This window comes from Enterococcus sp. DIV0800, from assembly GCF_050559735.1.
Classification (GTDB): domain Bacteria; phylum Bacillota; class Bacilli; order Lactobacillales; family Enterococcaceae; genus Enterococcus_A; species Enterococcus_A devriesei.
Genome location: NZ_CP187898.1, coordinates 2456697 through 2472445 on the forward strand (window position 1 = coordinate 2456697; position 15749 = coordinate 2472445).

The 15749-nt window shown below is 42.1% G+C and carries 14 protein-coding genes, 1 rRNA gene and 1 other annotated feature; of the genes, 5 read left to right on the top strand and 10 right to left on the bottom strand.

Going from position 1 to position 15749, the window contains the following annotated elements; genetic code table 11:
* Positions 1–81: 81 nt before the first annotated feature.
* Positions 82–1640: ribosomal RNA gene (locus tag IGI54_RS11840) — 16S ribosomal RNA — on the bottom strand.
* Between the two features lie 605 nt (positions 1641–2245).
* Between IGI54_RS11840 and IGI54_RS11845 the strand changes: the two genes are divergently transcribed.
* The 3 genes from IGI54_RS11845 to serS all read left to right on the top strand — a co-directional run bounded on the left by IGI54_RS11845 (position 2246) and on the right by serS (position 5671).
* Entirely contained in the window at positions 2246–2935 is a 690-nt protein-coding gene (locus IGI54_RS11845) for a response regulator transcription factor (protein WP_016179267.1), read from the top strand.
* Complete coding sequence (locus IGI54_RS11850) at positions 2925–4106, top strand: sensor histidine kinase (protein WP_071863101.1); 1182 nt, start codon at positions 2925–2927, stop codon at positions 4104–4106. The genes IGI54_RS11845 and IGI54_RS11850 overlap by 11 nt, the downstream gene beginning before the upstream one ends.
* A gap of 30 nt (positions 4107–4136) precedes the next feature.
* Positions 4137–4346 (top strand) — a binding site (T-box leader).
* 44 nt (positions 4347–4390) lie between these two features.
* The gene (gene serS, locus IGI54_RS11855; protein ID WP_379946204.1) at positions 4391–5671 is read left to right on the top strand and encodes a serine--tRNA ligase; all 1281 of its coding nucleotides are present in this window, start codon (positions 4391–4393) and stop codon (positions 5669–5671) included.
* A 50-nt stretch (positions 5672–5721) separates the two neighbouring features.
* On the opposite strand, the gene guaB is transcribed toward serS, so the two are convergent.
* Both guaB and IGI54_RS11865 read right to left on the bottom strand, forming a co-directional pair.
* Positions 5722–7206 carry an IMP dehydrogenase gene (guaB, locus tag IGI54_RS11860; protein ID WP_071863099.1) on the bottom strand — a complete coding sequence of 495 codons (1485 nt, stop codon included), beginning with the start codon at positions 7204–7206 and terminating at the stop codon, positions 5722–5724.
* 95 nt (positions 7207–7301) lie between these two features.
* Positions 7302–7781 (bottom strand): MerR family transcriptional regulator, encoded by a 480-nt coding sequence (locus IGI54_RS11865; protein ID WP_071863098.1) that lies wholly within the window; start codon positions 7779–7781, stop codon positions 7302–7304.
* A gap of 143 nt (positions 7782–7924) precedes the next feature.
* On the opposite strand from IGI54_RS11865, the gene IGI54_RS11870 reads away from it, so the two are divergent.
* Positions 7925–9391, top strand: a complete 1467-nt coding sequence (locus IGI54_RS11870) for an MDR family MFS transporter (protein WP_216429844.1) — start codon at positions 7925–7927, stop codon at positions 9389–9391.
* A complete protein-coding gene (locus IGI54_RS11875) occupies positions 9388–10095 on the top strand; it encodes a DUF4811 domain-containing protein (protein WP_430620799.1) in 708 nt (235 codons plus the stop codon). The genes IGI54_RS11870 and IGI54_RS11875 overlap by 4 nt, the downstream gene beginning before the upstream one ends.
* Before the next feature lie 46 nt (positions 10096–10141).
* On the opposite strand, the gene IGI54_RS11880 is transcribed toward IGI54_RS11875, so the two are convergent.
* The 7 genes from IGI54_RS11880 to IGI54_RS11910 form a co-directional block, all read right to left on the bottom strand.
* Entirely contained in the window at positions 10142–10852 is a 711-nt protein-coding gene (locus tag IGI54_RS11880; protein WP_216429842.1) for a DUF1129 domain-containing protein, read from the bottom strand.
* 12 nt (positions 10853–10864) lie between these two features.
* Complete coding sequence (gene ychF, locus IGI54_RS11885) at positions 10865–11965, bottom strand: redox-regulated ATPase YchF (protein ID WP_071863094.1); 1101 nt, start codon at positions 11963–11965, stop codon at positions 10865–10867.
* 34 nt (positions 11966–11999) lie between these two features.
* Positions 12000–12197 carry a DUF951 domain-containing protein gene (locus IGI54_RS11890; protein WP_071863093.1) on the bottom strand — a complete coding sequence of 66 codons (198 nt, stop codon included), beginning with the start codon at positions 12195–12197 and terminating at the stop codon, positions 12000–12002.
* Positions 12198–12245: 48 nt separating this feature from the next.
* Positions 12246–13133, bottom strand: a complete 888-nt coding sequence (locus IGI54_RS11895; RefSeq protein WP_071863092.1) for a ParB/RepB/Spo0J family partition protein — start codon at positions 13131–13133, stop codon at positions 12246–12248.
* Positions 13120–13887, bottom strand: a complete 768-nt coding sequence (locus IGI54_RS11900) for a ParA family protein (protein WP_071863091.1) — start codon at positions 13885–13887, stop codon at positions 13120–13122. The genes IGI54_RS11895 and IGI54_RS11900 overlap by 14 nt, the downstream gene beginning before the upstream one ends.
* A 33-nt stretch (positions 13888–13920) precedes the next feature.
* Entirely contained in the window at positions 13921–14634 is a 714-nt protein-coding gene (gene rsmG / locus IGI54_RS11905; protein ID WP_430621501.1) for a 16S rRNA (guanine(527)-N(7))-methyltransferase RsmG, read from the bottom strand.
* A gap of 118 nt (positions 14635–14752) precedes the next feature.
* Entirely contained in the window at positions 14753–15646 is an 894-nt protein-coding gene (locus IGI54_RS11910) for a LysR family transcriptional regulator (RefSeq protein ID WP_071863089.1), read from the bottom strand.
* Positions 15647–15749 lie beyond the last annotated feature (103 nt).

Below are 15749 nucleotides of genomic sequence, written 5' to 3' on the forward strand. Positions count from 1 at the left end.
GTAAACCTCTCAAAACTGAACGAATAAAAGCAATCCTGTGTAGTTTCCGTAACGTTCATCTTAGATGAACTATTTCCTTAGAAAGGAGGTGATCCAGCCGCACCTTCCGATACGGCTACCTTGTTACGACTTCACCCCAATCATCTATCCCACCTTAGGCGGCTGGCTCCAAAAGGTTACCTCACCGACTTCGGGTGTTACAAACTCTCGTGGTGTGACGGGCGGTGTGTACAAGGCCCGGGAACGTATTCACCGCGGCGTGCTGATCCGCGATTACTAGCGATTCCGGCTTCATGTAGGCGAGTTGCAGCCTACAATCCGAACTGAGAGAAGCTTTAAGAGATTAGCTTAGCCTCGCGACTTCGCGACTCGTTGTACTTCCCATTGTAGCACGTGTGTAGCCCAGGTCATAAGGGGCATGATGATTTGACGTCATCCCCACCTTCCTCCGGTTTGTCACCGGCAGTCTCGCTAGAGTGCCCAACTAAATGATGGCAACTAACAATAAGGGTTGCGCTCGTTGCGGGACTTAACCCAACATCTCACGACACGAGCTGACGACAACCATGCACCACCTGTCACTTTGCCCCCGAAGGGGAAGCTCTATCTCTAGAGTGGTCAAAGGATGTCAAGACCTGGTAAGGTTCTTCGCGTTGCTTCGAATTAAACCACATGCTCCACCGCTTGTGCGGGCCCCCGTCAATTCCTTTGAGTTTCAACCTTGCGGTCGTACTCCCCAGGCGGAGTGCTTAATGCGTTAGCTGCAGCACTGAAGGGCGGAAACCCTCCAACACTTAGCACTCATCGTTTACGGCGTGGACTACCAGGGTATCTAATCCTGTTTGCTCCCCACGCTTTCGAGCCTCAGCGTCAGTTACAGACCAGAGAGCCGCCTTCGCCACTGGTGTTCCTCCATATATCTACGCATTTCACCGCTACACATGGAATTCCACTCTCCTCTTCTGCACTCAAGTTTCCCAGTTTCCAATGACCCTCCCCGGTTGAGCCGGGGGCTTTCACATCAGACTTAAGAAACCGCCTGCGCTCGCTTTACGCCCAATAAATCCGGACAACGCTTGCCACCTACGTATTACCGCGGCTGCTGGCACGTAGTTAGCCGTGGCTTTCTGGTTAGATACCGTCAAGGGATGAACTTTTTACTCTCATCCTTGTTCTTCTCTAACAACAGAGTTTTACGATCCGAAAACCTTCTTCACTCACGCGGCGTTGCTCGGTCAGACTTTCGTCCATTGCCGAAGATTCCCTACTGCTGCCTCCCGTAGGAGTTTGGGCCGTGTCTCAGTCCCAATGTGGCCGATCACCCTCTCAGGTCGGCTATGCATCGTTGCCTTGGTGAGCCGTTACCTCACCAACTAGCTAATGCACCGCGGGTCCATCCATCAGTGACGCAAAAGCGCCTTTCAAAGTAAAACCATGCGGTTTTACTTGTTATACGGTATTAGCACCTGTTTCCAAGTGTTATCCCCTTCTGATGGGCAGGTTACCCACGTGTTACTCACCCGTTCGCCACTCTTTTTCTTTCGGTGGAGCAAGCTCCGGTGAAAGAAAAAGCGTTCGACTTGCATGTATTAGGCACGCCGCCAGCGTTCGTCCTGAGCCAGGATCAAACTCTCATAAAAAGTGTTTGAAACAATCTTGCGATTGTTAAGCTCAATTGTAATAATTGACTTGCTAGCATATTGCTTGCTATGTTGTTTGCTTCTATAAAAGAAGCGCCCTACACATTTGGTTTGTTTTATTCGTTCAGTTTTCAAAGGTCTACGTTGTTCGTCGCTTTGTTTCAGCAACTTTTATATCTTAACAGGTTACTGAGTGAATGTCAACAACTTTTTTCAATTAATTTTTGAAGAAGTTGTCGTCATCGCTTTATGCGACTTTGTTAGAATAACTGATAGACAGCTATCTGTCAACAATTATTTTAGGTGTTCCGAAATGTTTTTGCGCTGTTTCAGAACATAAAATAATATAGCAGTTTTAATGAATTTGGTCAACAAAAAAAAGAGAATTTTATCCACTTTTTTCAAACACGATGAATAAATATAGATAACGTATTTTTGTTCGCTTTTTCAGATTTTGTAACCGGCTAAGTAAACAAATTCCAATTTAATTTTCGCTATTTTATTTTTTATTTTTCCTTAACTCCCGGGTCTGTCTTTCGCCTTCCTATCATTTCTTTGGTAAAATAGAGAGGCAAGGATATACAAATGGACGGAGGAATCATTTAATGAAAGTACTAGTTGCTGATGATGATAAAGAAATTGTAGAATTACTAAGCATTTATTTGCATAACGAAGGATATGAAGTCGTTAAAGCTTATGATGGGAAAGAAGCTTTGAGCAAGCTACGGACGACGAACGATATCGATTTGCTTCTATTAGATATCATGATGCCGGTCATGGATGGCATGCAGGTGGTTAAAGAGTTACGTAAGGAGTCTCAAATCCCCATAATCATGTTAACGGCTAAAACAACCGATATGGATAAAATCAAAGGTTTAGTCGCAGGGGCGGATGACTACGTGACAAAACCGTTTAATCCATTGGAAGTCATGGCACGGGTAAAATCTTTGTTGCGTCGAACACAGATGCATGTCGCCGAGGATCAACCAGACATTTTAGAAATCCAGTCATTGATCATTAATAAAGACTCTCACGAAGTAAAAACCGTGGACGGAAAAGAAATTCAATTGACTGCGTTAGAATTCGGAATTCTGTATTTACTGGCAAGTCATCCAAATCGTGTTTTCTCAGCAGACGAAATCTTCGAACGCGTGTGGAAACAAGAAAGTATCGTCTCAGCGAAAACGGTCATGGTTCATGTCAGTCACCTACGTGATAAGATCGAAGAAGCGACTGATGGTGAAAAAGTGATCCAAACCGTTTGGGGTGTGGGTTATAAGATTGATGCAAAATAATGTAGAAAAGAAAAAAAGAATCACCCTCACATCAAAGGAAGTCAGCGAATTAATTGCTGAGGGAATCGTCACCGTTATTCTATTGCTTCTATTAAATGTGGCAATAATGGTTCTATTCACTCAGATGCTAAACAACTCGCCTGATTTGTCCGATGCGATCTATCGTTCCAAAAACATCTTTGCCAATAGCTTAGACAGTGATATTTTTTGGAGCGGGCGAAACTTTGTTATTCCCTTTTTCGTGATCATTGATATTTTAATTGTTTTTTGGCGTTTGATTCGTCGTTATCGTCAAATGCAGCTGCGTCACATCATTAATGAGCTGCACTACATCGCTAATGGAAATTACGATTACCGCATTCCTTTCGAACTACGGGGAGATCTCAGCAAGGTCGTTGACAGTATCAATGGATTGGTTGACAGCACGGTTGCGGCCATCGAGGATGAACGAGCGATCGAAAAATCGAAAGACGAGTTGATTACAAATGTCAGTCATGACATTCGCACCCCGTTGACTTCTATTATTGGTTACTTGGGTCTAATCGAAGATCGACAATATCAGAATACGGATGAAATCCTTAAATACACTAGCATCGCCTACAAAAAAGCCAAACAAATGAAATCCTTAGTCGAAGATTTGTTTGAGTATTCGAAGGTCCGCCAGCCCTCGGTGCCGGTTATTAATGTCTCCTTCGATATGGTTCAACTATTAGAACAATTGGCAGCCGATTTCGAGCTCGAGGCTAAGAAAAAAGATATCCAAATTCTAGTGGATACAACAGAAAGTCAGTTAGTCATGGATGGCGATACCGAAAAACTTGTCAGGGTTTTTAATAACTTGATCACCAATGGTTTAAAATACGGAACCCATGCAGACAAAATTATCATTAAGATTGAAAAGGCCAAAAATGAAGCCGTCATTACGGTTCAAAACAATGGTCAACCAATCCCTAGAGAGGCACTGGATCAATTGTTTGACCGCTTCTATCGAGTGGACGAATCCCGCTCGCAAGAAATCAGCGGGACTGGCCTAGGCTTAGCCATTACCCAAAATATCGTCAATCTACACGGTGGTTATATTTATGCTCAATCAAATGAAGACTGGACTTCTTTTATCATTCATTTGCCGCTACACAAAAATCAAGCGAAGGCCCTTTCAGATAATCGTTGACTTTAATTTTTCGATTGCTTATACTGGTCTCAATAAGAGATGCAGGAAACCAAGTACTTGAGTTTGTTTTTTTAGAGAGTTGATGGCTGGTGAAAATCAACAGAACAGCTTAGGGAAATCCAGTTTCACGATCTGCGTTTTTCGAAAGAGAAACCGGGTGACGCCGATAACCGTCGTTCAAGTGCAGCATTTGCTGAATTTGGGTGGTACCGCGAAATTATACACCGTTTCGTCCCTGTTAATGGGATGAGACGGTGTTTTTTTATTTTAAAGGAGGAAAAACAATGCTAGACGTAAAAATGATCCGCAACAATTTTGCCGAAGTAAGCGAAAAATTAGCTACTCGTGGCGTGAAGGAAGAAGTCTTAAAACGTTTCTTAGACCTAGACGAACAACGCCGCCAATTATTGGTTAAAACAGAAGAGTTAAAAAAATACCGGAATGATGTCTCTGGGGAAATCGCCAAACTAAAACGCGAAAAAAACGATGCTACTGATAAAATCGCTGAAATGAAGGAAGTCGGCGTCAAAATCAAAGACTTCGATACACAAGTCGCTGAGATCGATGCCCAATTAACTGAAATCACGACGACTTTACCGAATCTGCCTCACGATTCTGTACCAATCGGTGAAGATGAAGACGACAACGTTGAAATGCGTCGTTGGAGCACGCCTCGCCAATTCGCTTTTGAGCCAAAACCCCACTGGGAAGTCGCTGAAAATCTTGATATTTTAGATTTCGAACGGGGAGCAAAAGTTTCCGGCAGCCGTTTTGTTTACTACAAAGGCTTAGGCGCGCGTTTAGAACGGGCTGTTTACAACTTCATGCTTGATGAACATGTTTACGAACAAGGCTATACTGAAATGATTACCCCTTACTTGGTAAACAGCAAATCAATGTTTGGGACTGGGCAATTTCCAAAATTCAAAGAAGACGTTTTCCAAGTGGAAGACCGTGATTTGACGTTGATCCCAACTGCAGAAGTTCCTTTGACTAACTATTATGCCGACGAAATCTTAGATGGCAAAGACTTGCCGATTTATTTCACTGCGTTATCTCCTTCTTTCCGTTCCGAAGCAGGCAGTGCGGGTCGTGATACTCGCGGCTTGATTCGTTTACATCAGTTCCATAAAGTAGAAATGGTAAAATTCAGCGATAAAGAATCTTCTTACGATGAATTAGAAAAAATGACGCAAAATGCGGAAGTGCTTTTACAAAAGCTTAACTTACCTTATCGAGTGATTACCTTAAGTACCGGTGATATGGGCTTCTCAGCAGCGAAAACTTATGATTTAGAAGTTTGGGTCCCTGCACAAGATACGTACCGTGAAATCAGCTCTTGTTCAAACTGTGAAGACTTCCAAGCTCGTCGCGCTATGATTCGCTACCGTGACGAAGAAGGCAAAGTTCAATATGCTCATACTCTGAATGGTTCTGGTTTAGCTGTTGGCCGAACAGTCACCGCTATTTTAGAAAACTATCAAAACGAAGATGGCTCTGTTACCATTCCTGAAGTATTAGTACCTTATATGGGAAATGTAAAAGTGATCAAAAAAGAAAAATAGTTCCTTTATAGTCAAAAAAAGACCTCGGAAAATTTCCGAGGTCGCTTTTTTTATTGTTCTACTGAATAGTTTGGCGCTTCTTTCGTAATTTGAACATCATGAGGATGCGACTCTTTTAAGCCGTTGCCACTCATTTGAACAAATTGTGCGTTTTCCCGTAGGCTTTGCAAGTCGCCTGCACCGACATAACCCATACCAGCTTTCAATCCGCCAATCATTTGGAAAATGATGTCTGCGGCAGATCCTTTATAAGCTACCCGGCCTTCGATCCCTTCTGGGACTAGTTTATTTGCTTCATTAACACCGCTTTGGAAATAACGATCACTTGAACCTTTTTCCATTGCGCCTAATGAGCCCATACCACGATACGTTTTGAATCGGCGACCTTGATAAATTTCAAATTCCCCTGGTGATTCGTCCGTTCCAGCTAACATTGAACCAAGCATCACAGCAAAACCACCTGCTGCCAAAGCCTTCACGATGTCACCAGAATATTTGATTCCGCCATCAGCAATGATTGCTTTGCCATATTGACGCGCAACTGAAGCCGCATCATAGATAGCCGTCAATTGTGGGACACCCACACCCGCAACTACCCGTGTTGTACAGATTGACCCGGGACCAATTCCCACTTTCACAACATCAACACCTGAGTCGTACAAGGCTTTTGCCCCTTCTGCCGTCGCGATGTTTCCTGCAATCAACGTCGCTTCTGGGAAGGTTTCGCGAATCTCGCGAATTTTGCGTAATACGCCGGCACTATGACCATGGGCAGTATCAATCACGATTGCATCTGCTCCAGCTTTTAACAATGCCTCTGCGCGTTCAAAAGTATCGCTGGTTACACCAACTGCCGCAGCAACTAGTAAACGACCATGCTCATCTTTTGCAGCATTTGGAAATTCGATCACTTTTTCAATATCTTTGATGGTAATCAAGCCGCTTAAACGACCTTCAGCATCAACGATCGGTAATTTTTCAATTTTATGCTTCTGGAGCGTTTTTTCGGCATCTTGTAATTTCGTTCCAACCGGTGCTGTTACAAGTCCCTCTTTTGTCATAACTTCATGAATCGGAATCGCATAATCGGTTACAAAACGCATATCACGATTCGTAATAATGCCGACTAGTTTCCGATTTTCCATTGTTTCTACAATTGGAACACCACTAATCCGATAACGGCTCATCAAATCTTCGGCATCTTGGACTTTATGTTCTGGTGTTAAGAAAAACGGATCGATGATTACGCCGCTTTCTGAACGCTTTACTTTACGAACCTCATCTGCTTGGGCAGCAACACTCATATTTTTATGGATGACTCCAAGACCACCTTGACGGGCCATCGCGATTGCCATTTTACTGTCAGTCACTGTATCCATACTGGCACTCATTAACGGAATGTTCAATTTGATATTTTTCGCTAATTGCACGCTCATATCCACATCGTTTGGCAATACATGGCTCTCCGCCGGAATCAACAAAACATCATCAAATGTCAGACCTTTTTTCGCAAATTTCGTTTCCCAATTAGACATTGTTCGTTACCACTCCCCAGAATTATTTTTAATAATGAAACTAACAGAATGATAGAGCCAAGTCAATATCTTAACTTGAAATACTCATCTAACCTTTATTTTTCTTTCGGCTCAAACCATTTTTTTAGCAAATCATCGGTTATTTCAACTTCTTCAATCAGCTGATAGGTCGCTTGATTGGTTTCGTTGTCACGAATCAAATAAAAACCTTCCTGATTAATAAAATCATCTAACCGGATTACGGTATAACGATTATCGATATTTTGAATTCCCTTAAAGATATCTCGTAACAACAACTTCGCGTGATGGACGTTCTCTTGTCGTTCTTTTGCCTTTTCAACCGCCGCTGTCAACGTGTAGCCTTCATCTAAAAAATGCTTAATCATCTCTACTTTGACAACCATCGGCAATTTAAACTTGCGATTGCCGCTTTTTTCCCCAGTCGAATGAATGTAGCCTTTTTGTTCCCAATAACGAATTTGTCTTGGTGAAACGCCCGTTACTTTACTTAATTCACTGATGCCTACTAATAAGTCGTCACTTTCTAGGAGCTGCTTGACCGTATTCTTCTTCACAACGCATCCCTCTCTTCATCTTCTGATTATACTTTCGCTGACAATTGTGTCAAGTAAGTTGACAAAAAAATAAAACAGCAGTACAGTAACAATCGAACATTTATTGTTTCTGAAAATTTCCAAAAGAGAGAAGGCGTTAGATCGTGAGTAATAATCAAACGGTCGATATTTACGGGAAACCCTACAATCGTTCCTTACTAGTCGTTGTACTATTAATTGGAACCTTCTGTACGGTGTTAAACCAAACATTGTTAACAACAGCTTTTCCAGCACTAATGAAAGCATTCGACATCTCTGCTTCTAGTGTTCAATGGCTAACGACTGGCTTCTTGCTAGTAAATGGGATCATGATCCCGATCAGTGCATGGCTGATCAATAAATTCAGTTCAAAAAGATTATATTTAACAGCTATGACCATCTTTTTGATTGGTACGATTACTTGTTTTGTCGCACCAAACTTTTCTACCTTATTAATCGGACGTTTAGTCCAAGCAGCCGGCGTCGGTATTTCTATGCCATTACTGCAAAACATTATGCTATCCATCTTCCCGCCCGAAAAACGTGGTTCAGCCATGGGAATGGCCGGAATCGTTATTGGACTTGCACCAGCATTAGGCCCGACCCTTTCTGGTTGGATCATCGATCATTACACATGGCGTGATCTTTTCGGTATGGTCATTCCAATTGTTGTTTTAGTTTTAGTTTTAGCCATCTTTTTAATGAAGAGCGTTATTCAATTATCCAATCCAAGCATTGACGTGTTCTCAGCATTGCTATCAACAGTCGGCTTCGGTAGCTTATTATACGGGTTCTCTTCTGTCGGCAACGACGGTTGGGGCAGCTTAAAAGTGATTAGCTTCTTAGTTGTTGGTGTCGTCGTCATCGGACTTTTCGTATGGCGCCAATTACATTTAGAACATCCTTTCCTAGAACTGCGCGTCTTCAAATCACCAATTTTTACCATTGCCGCAATCCTAAGCGGAGTTGTCAATATGGCGATGGTTGGTGCTGAAATGGTTCTTCCTTTATATATCCAAAACATTCGTGGCGAATCAGCCTTTCATTCTGGCTTGATGCTTTTGCCAGGGGCAGTGATCATGGGTGCAATGATGCCGATTACTGGAGCAATCTTTGATAAACACGGTGCGAAACGGTTGGCGATCAGCGGGATGTTGATTCTGACAGCAGCAACCTTACCATTTGCTTTTCTAACAAAAGAAACCCCCATTGCTATGATCGTCATTTTATATGCAATGCGGATGTTTGGTATCTCAATGGTTATGATGCCAGTCACAACTTCAGGTATGAACGCCTTACCAATGAATCTAATCAGTCACGGTACCGCCGTGAACAACACGTTCCGTCAAGTTGCTAGTTCAATCGGAACAGCTATTTTGATCAGTGTATTGACGAATGTAACCAAAGATAACTTGCCTAAAGCGGGCTTATTGAAAACATTGCCTTTGACTTATAAGAATCAAGCAATCAGCGCAACCTTATCTGGTTACCATGCCGCTTTCTTTGTAGCAGTGATTTTCGGAGTTGTCGGTTTCGCCATCACCTTCTTCTTGAAAGCTAATAAAAAAGTTGAAGGAGGCGTTGCAAAATGATTTTCGCTATAACAATTATCAGCGTCTTGGCCTTTGCCTTAATCAATATTTTCGCAAAAAAAGCCTGGCAGACTATTCTATCTGTGATCTTTGCTGCAATCTTCCTAGTCAGCCTAGGATTCATTACCGCCAACGATCATTATCACTACGGAATGAAGAAAGTCACCGAAACGACGACTCAAACCTTAACCTCTAGTGCAGATAGTAAAAATATGAATCTGCTGCTTTATCAACCACTTGGTAATGGAACTGAAAAAGTTTATCTATATAAAACCAATGAATCTCAGAAAAAACCAAAGCCAACTGGAACGGATCATGTTACGAATGTAGTGAAAAAGGATCAAGCCAACGCGCAACTCCAAACAGCCAAAACCTACTGGGTCTATAAAAATGACACAGCTAAGTTGTGGTTTGGCCTTTCTAGTAAAAATCATCAATTAGTCAAAGAAAAAAATACCTTTAATGTCAAAAAGGACTGGTTAGTTTTAAGTACGGATCAGGCCAAAAAATTAGCAAAACTAGTTCAAACAAATAAAGCTTCTATGCAAACGGCTGGTAAAGCTTTCGTTCAAGAAAAAGTGAAAGCCGCCATGAAGCAAAATCCAACAATGGATCAAGCCGCTCAACAAAAAATAATCCAACAGGCCACCGCAGAATATCAACAACAAGCGATGGCAAAGATTATTGCAGAAGTAACTAAATAAAAAATAAGGACTTCGCTTCTAAAAAGAGGCGAAGTCCTTATTTTTTCTAACGTCGTGGCGCTGAAGCCAAACTGCTGATAATGCCAAAACGTTTTTTCAAATAGAAACGTAGGGCTAAACCGATCGCCGCTAATGCGATCAAGATCACAGGATCTAAAATCGGATTTAAGGATGCTGGCAATAGCGCTGCACCATTAAAGACTAAGAACCACACAAGCGTTACGGATCCTAACATCAAAATCGTCTTCCAAGTCTTTGGCTTTTTCGATTTATCTGCTCCCGGCTGTTCATACTGATAGATAAACAGATACATCATATAAAAGATCAAACCGCCGACTGCCGAAGCAACGATTAACGCGGTCAATCCATAAGTTGTTGTTTGTGCCTGTGTTCCACGTGGAACAAACAATCCCATGATACCGGACAAAATTCCTAATAAACCAAATAATAATAGGAAATTATCTAGCCACATCAATGAAGCAACGGTCGATTTTTTTTGTTCGACAGGCTTATTGACGATGGCTTCCAAACGTTCTGAGACGGTTCCGAATAATTGACGGGCGGTTTTCCCAGTTTTTTGTTCTTCAACTAGTGTCGGCAGCATCTCATTTAACGCGATAATGGTTTGTTCATCCGTTAAATTGGCTGCTTTCAATGCCTTCTTCAAGTCAAAAATATACTGTTCATTCCGCTTCGTCAACTTTGTTTCAAGTTCGCTGTTTTCTGCATTCAAAGTTCGCAACTCTTCTAACTCCATTGTTCTTTCCTCCTAGACGTTAAAACGGAACAACATTACATCGCCATCTTGCACAACATAATCTTTTCCTTCCAGTCTGACACGTCCAGCTTCTTTAGCCGCGTGCATACTGCCGTATTGATCTAAATCTTCAAAAGATACTGTTTCAGCTCGAATGAAGCCGCGTTCGAAGTCGGTATGAATGATACCGGCTGCTTGAGGAGCCTTCATGCCTTTACGGAAGGTCCACGCACGAACTTCTTGTTCACCTGCAGTAAAATAAGTCGCTAAGCCTAATAAGTCATAGGCTGTCCGGATTAATTGATCCAAACCAGATTCTTCAATTCCCATCGCTTCTAAGAATTCCGCTTTATCTTCATCTTCCAACTCCGCGATTTCTTCTTCCGCTTCCGCACAAACCACGATCACTTCTGAGTGCTCACTAGCCGCAAAATTACGGACAGTTTGTACATAAGCATTGCTATCTGGATCAGCAACAGTATCTTCATCAACATTGGCGACATAAAGCACGGGCTTACTCGTTAATAAAAACAAGCCTTTAACGATTTTTTGTTCCTCTTCAGTAAATTCAATTGTACGAGCCGATTGCCCTTCTTCTAAGACGGGAACCAGTTTGTCTAAGACAGCCAGCTCTGCCACGGCATTTTTTTCTTTCGTTTTAGCTACTTTTGCGACCCGCGTATAGCGTTTATTAACCGAATCCAAATCAGCTAAAACTAATTCTAAATTGATCGTTTCGATATCTTCTAACGGATCTACGCGGCCTTCCACGTGGGTTATGTTTTCATTATCAAAACAACGCACGACATGACAAATCGCATCTACTTGGCGAATGTGGCTTAAAAATTGGTTTCCTAAGCCTTCCCCTTTGCTGGCACCTTTGACGATTCCGGCAATATCGGTAAATTCAAAGGTAGTTGGAACAGTTTTCTTCGGATGAACCAATTCCGTTAGGCGCTCTAAACGCCAATCAGGTACTTCCACCATTCCGACGTTTGGATCGATCGTCGCGAAGGGATAGTTGGCAGCTTCTGCCCCGGCTTTTGTGATTGCATTAAATAAGGTAGATTTACCAACGTTTGGCAAACCTACGATTCCGGCTGTTAAGGCCATAGTTTACTTCACTCTTTCTCTACTAAGGATGGAATTAAGCTTGAGTCGAATCAGCTTTCTTCTCAAGGATTTTTTTCATTTTCTTTTCAAAATCACGGCGGGTCATCATTACGATGTGACCGCAATTCACACATTTAATTTTGATATCGGCACCCATTCGAATGATCTCCCAGCGATTTGTTTGGCAGGCATGGGGCTTTTTCATCTCAACGATATCACCTAAATCATACATCTGGCAAACCTCCTAGTTCGTACTAAAGTTGGACTGACATCCTAGCGGTTACTCATCAAAATGAATGTTCAAGATGTCTAGGATGCGGGTCAGATCTGATGGCGATAAATATTCAATCGCGATCTTGCCTTTACCGTCTTTTTCGACGATTTCGACGCCTGTTCCGAATTTATCCATTAAACGATCTTCGCTTTCACGCAGATAATAGGGTTTTTCTTTCGTTAACCGTGGACCTTTTTTCTTATCTTTGGCTTTACCTTCATTGTATTCATTAACGATCTGCTCTAATTGACGGACCGTCAAATTTTCTTTGACTGCACGATTGGCTAATTTCAAAATTTGATCTTTTTTCTTTAAGCCTAGCAACGTGCGGGCTTGTCCCATTGATAAACGTTCGTCCTGAACCATTTCTTTAACTAGTTTAGGCAACGTCAACAGTCTTAGATAATTGGCGATGTATGGACGGCTCTTCCCTAAACGAGCGGCCACGTCTGCTTGCGTCAATTTCAAATTTTTCATCAGCATTTCGTAGGCTTCCGCCTCTTCCAACGGATTCAAATCTTCCCGCTGCAAGTTTTCTAAAACAGCAATCTGCATCATCGCTTCTTCATCAAACTCACGAATGATTGCTGGGATCGTTTCTTTTCCGGCTAATTTCGACGCCCGGAAACGACGTTCACCAGCGATTAGCTCATAGCCTTTAACAGCGGATTTTCGAACGATGATCGGTTGGAACACACCGGATTGCTCAATCGAATTGGCTAATTCTTGCAAGGTTGTCTCGTCAAAAGACTTTCGTGGTTGATATGGGTTGGGACGTAGGTCACTTAATGGTAGCTCCACTACTTGATCGTTTTTTATATCGACTTCTTCGATTTCAGACAAATCTTGAAATAACGCATCGATTCCACGACCTAATCCTTTACTTTTGCTCACGAACTAACACTTCCTTTGCTAGAGCTTGATACACTTCGGCACCTTTTGAACGGGGATCATAATCAATGATCGGTTTACCGTGACTCGGTGCTTCAGATAAGCGGACATTTCGCGGAATAATCGTGTCATAAACTTTTTCTTGGAAATAACGGCGTACTTCTTCCACTACTTCAGCCCCTAGATTGGTGCGGGCATCATACATCGTAAGCAAGACCCCTTCGATTTCTAAGCCTGGATTGAAGTGCTTTTGAACAAGTCGTACCGTGTTTAACAGTTGACTCAAGCCTTCCAGTGCATAATATTCACATTGAACCGGGATCAAGATCGCATCGCTGGCAGTGAAGGCATTGATTGTCAAATGACCTAATGATGGTGGACAATCCACCAAAATAAAATCATAGTCATCACTGACCTCTGCTAACGCACTTTTCAAACGTGATTCTCGGGCCATCATGGAAGTCAATTCAATTTCGGCTCCAGCCAATTGCAACGTCGCAGGAACGATGGAAAGATTCTCCCGTGATGTTTCGATGATCGTCTCTTTAATTGGGACCTCGTTGACTAAAACGTCATAGATATCTTGTTTGACGTCCGGCTTGCGCACACCTAGGCCGCTAGTGGCATTCCCTTGCGCGTCGCTGTCGATTAACAGGACTTTTTTACCAACAAAGGCTAAACAGGCACCCAAATTGACCGTTGTTGTCGTTTTACCGACACCGCCCTTTTGGTTTGCAACAGATATGATCCGTGCCATCTAATTTCCTCCTAAAACAAAATTTCATTTAAATTATTTTAACGGCTGCTTATTCGGCAACCCTGGTTTACGTGGATACTTTTTCGGCGTTTCCTTTTTCTTTTGCACCGTGATGATATGACGAGTATCGCCATTTGGCAATGAAACATCCTCCGCTTGAATCAGCTTTCCGCCTAATAAAGCGATCGCTGGTTTGGATTCTACTAATTCTTCTTCACTTTTTGCTGCTTTTAAGGCAAAGAAGTAGCCGTTCTTTTTGACTAATGGCAAGCAAAGCTCCGTCAAAACATTCAAACGGGCAACTGCACGGGCAGTGACGAAATCAAAGGTCTCGCGAAATTCTTTTTTCTGACCAAACGTCTCCGCTCGATCATGATAAAGAGACACATGATCTAACTCTAACGCCTCAACTAAGGTGCTCAAAAAAGTAATTCGTTTATTCAAAGAATCAACGATCGTAATCTCTAATTCGGGGAAAACGATTTTTAATGGCAAGCTAGGAAACCCCGCGCCAGAACCAACATCGCATAATTTCCCTTTAGGCTCAAAAGTATCCGAAAAAGCCAGTGTAATCGAATCATAAAAATGTTTCAAATACACCTCTTGATGGTCCGTGATAGCGGTGAGATTCATCTTTTGATTCCACTCAACCAACAAATCAAAATAGATCGCAAATTGATCCAGCTGTTTGGCTGAAAGTTCGATCCCTTGCGCGGCTAATTCCGCTTGAAATTCTTCTGGTGTCATAAGAAATCCTTTCATTTCGTGAAACAGCAAAATGTTTCACAGACTATCCTCTACTTTAACGCATTATCGCTTTACATGCAATGGTTTACGTATGTTTCACAAGCAGATTAAGAAAGCTTTAACGCCCTCCTAGATGGACCGTTTCCAAACAGAAATCATAGAATTTTTTTAAGACGGGAATTTCTAAATTATTTTTTTTCGCCGCTAAATAAATATTCCGATCTTCCAATGGGTCCTCAATTTTTATTTTTTTGACGGGATATGAATTGATCGAAGGGATATTAGGCATCAAAGCAATCCCATATTTTTCTCCAACAAAGCCTAAGACACTGTGATCCTCTTCTAATTCACATTGGACAGACAACTCAATCCCTAGCTGTTTAAGCTGACGATCCAGATACGGCCGCAAACCGCTTTGTTTTCCATAATAGACGTAGGGATAAGACAAAGTCTCTTGCAATTTAAGACTTTCGCGTGTGGCTAATGGATGGGATTCTGGCACAACTAATACTAGCTCTTCATGCGCCAGCACTTGAAACACCAAACTTGGGTCCTCGCTTATAATAGAACAAATACCAATGTCGATCGTGTCATCCAGCAGCATCCGAATAATTTGGTTTGAGTTTCCTTGATGAAAAACAAAACGAATCTCACTATTTTCATCTTCCTGCTGAAAGGCTTGGACTAGTTGCGGCGCCAACGTCGAACCCATTGTATAAATGAAACCAAATTCGATCTCTCCTGAGTTTGGATTGATCATTTCCTGCAATCTTTGCTGTCCTTTTTCGAGTTCTTGCAATGCTGGCTGTACATATTCGTAAAAGACCCGACCATGGCGTGTCAAAAATATATTTCGTCCTTTTTTCTCAAACAGAGCAACTCCAAGCTCTTGCTCCAAAACCGTCATTGCATGACTCACATTAGGCTGTGACGTATTCGCCAGCTCAGCTGCTTTCGTCATATGTTCACTTTGGGCCAACAAAACGAAATACTCCAATTGTCGTAAGTTCATTTATCTCACCTCGTTTAATAAATTAATTTTATCAATCTTATTAAAATAAAGCATTAGTTTTAATAAAACAAATGCGCTAGGATTAGGGTATAATCAAGTGAAT

Excerpts from the sequence above, each read along its gene's own strand:
- IGI54_RS11875 (WP_430620799.1), top strand. The coding sequence starts at position 9,388 with ATGATTTTCGCTATAACAATTATCAGCGTCTTGGCCTTTGCCTTAATC.
- IGI54_RS11900 (WP_071863091.1), bottom strand. The coding sequence starts at position 13,887 with ATGGCACGGATCATATCTGTTGCAAACCAAAAGGGCGGTGTCGGTAAA.
- IGI54_RS11845 (WP_016179267.1), top strand. The coding sequence starts at position 2,246 with ATGAAAGTACTAGTTGCTGATGATGATAAAGAAATTGTAGAATTACTA.
- ychF (WP_071863094.1), bottom strand. The coding sequence starts at position 11,965 with ATGGCCTTAACAGCCGGAATCGTAGGTTTGCCAAACGTTGGTAAATCT.
- serS (WP_379946204.1), top strand. The coding sequence starts at position 4,391 with ATGCTAGACGTAAAAATGATCCGCAACAATTTTGCCGAAGTAAGCGAA.
- guaB (WP_071863099.1), bottom strand. The coding sequence starts at position 7,206 with ATGTCTAATTGGGAAACGAAATTTGCGAAAAAAGGTCTGACATTTGAT.
- IGI54_RS11850 (WP_071863101.1), top strand. The coding sequence starts at position 2,925 with ATGCAAAATAATGTAGAAAAGAAAAAAAGAATCACCCTCACATCAAAG.
- IGI54_RS11890 (WP_071863093.1), bottom strand. The coding sequence starts at position 12,197 with ATGTATGATTTAGGTGATATCGTTGAGATGAAAAAGCCCCATGCCTGC.
- IGI54_RS11910 (WP_071863089.1), bottom strand. The coding sequence starts at position 15,646 with ATGAACTTACGACAATTGGAGTATTTCGTTTTGTTGGCCCAAAGTGAA.
- IGI54_RS11880 (WP_216429842.1), bottom strand. The coding sequence starts at position 10,852 with ATGGAGTTAGAAGAGTTGCGAACTTTGAATGCAGAAAACAGCGAACTT.
- rsmG (WP_430621501.1), bottom strand. The coding sequence starts at position 14,634 with ATGACACCAGAAGAATTTCAAGCGGAATTAGCCGCGCAAGGGATCGAA.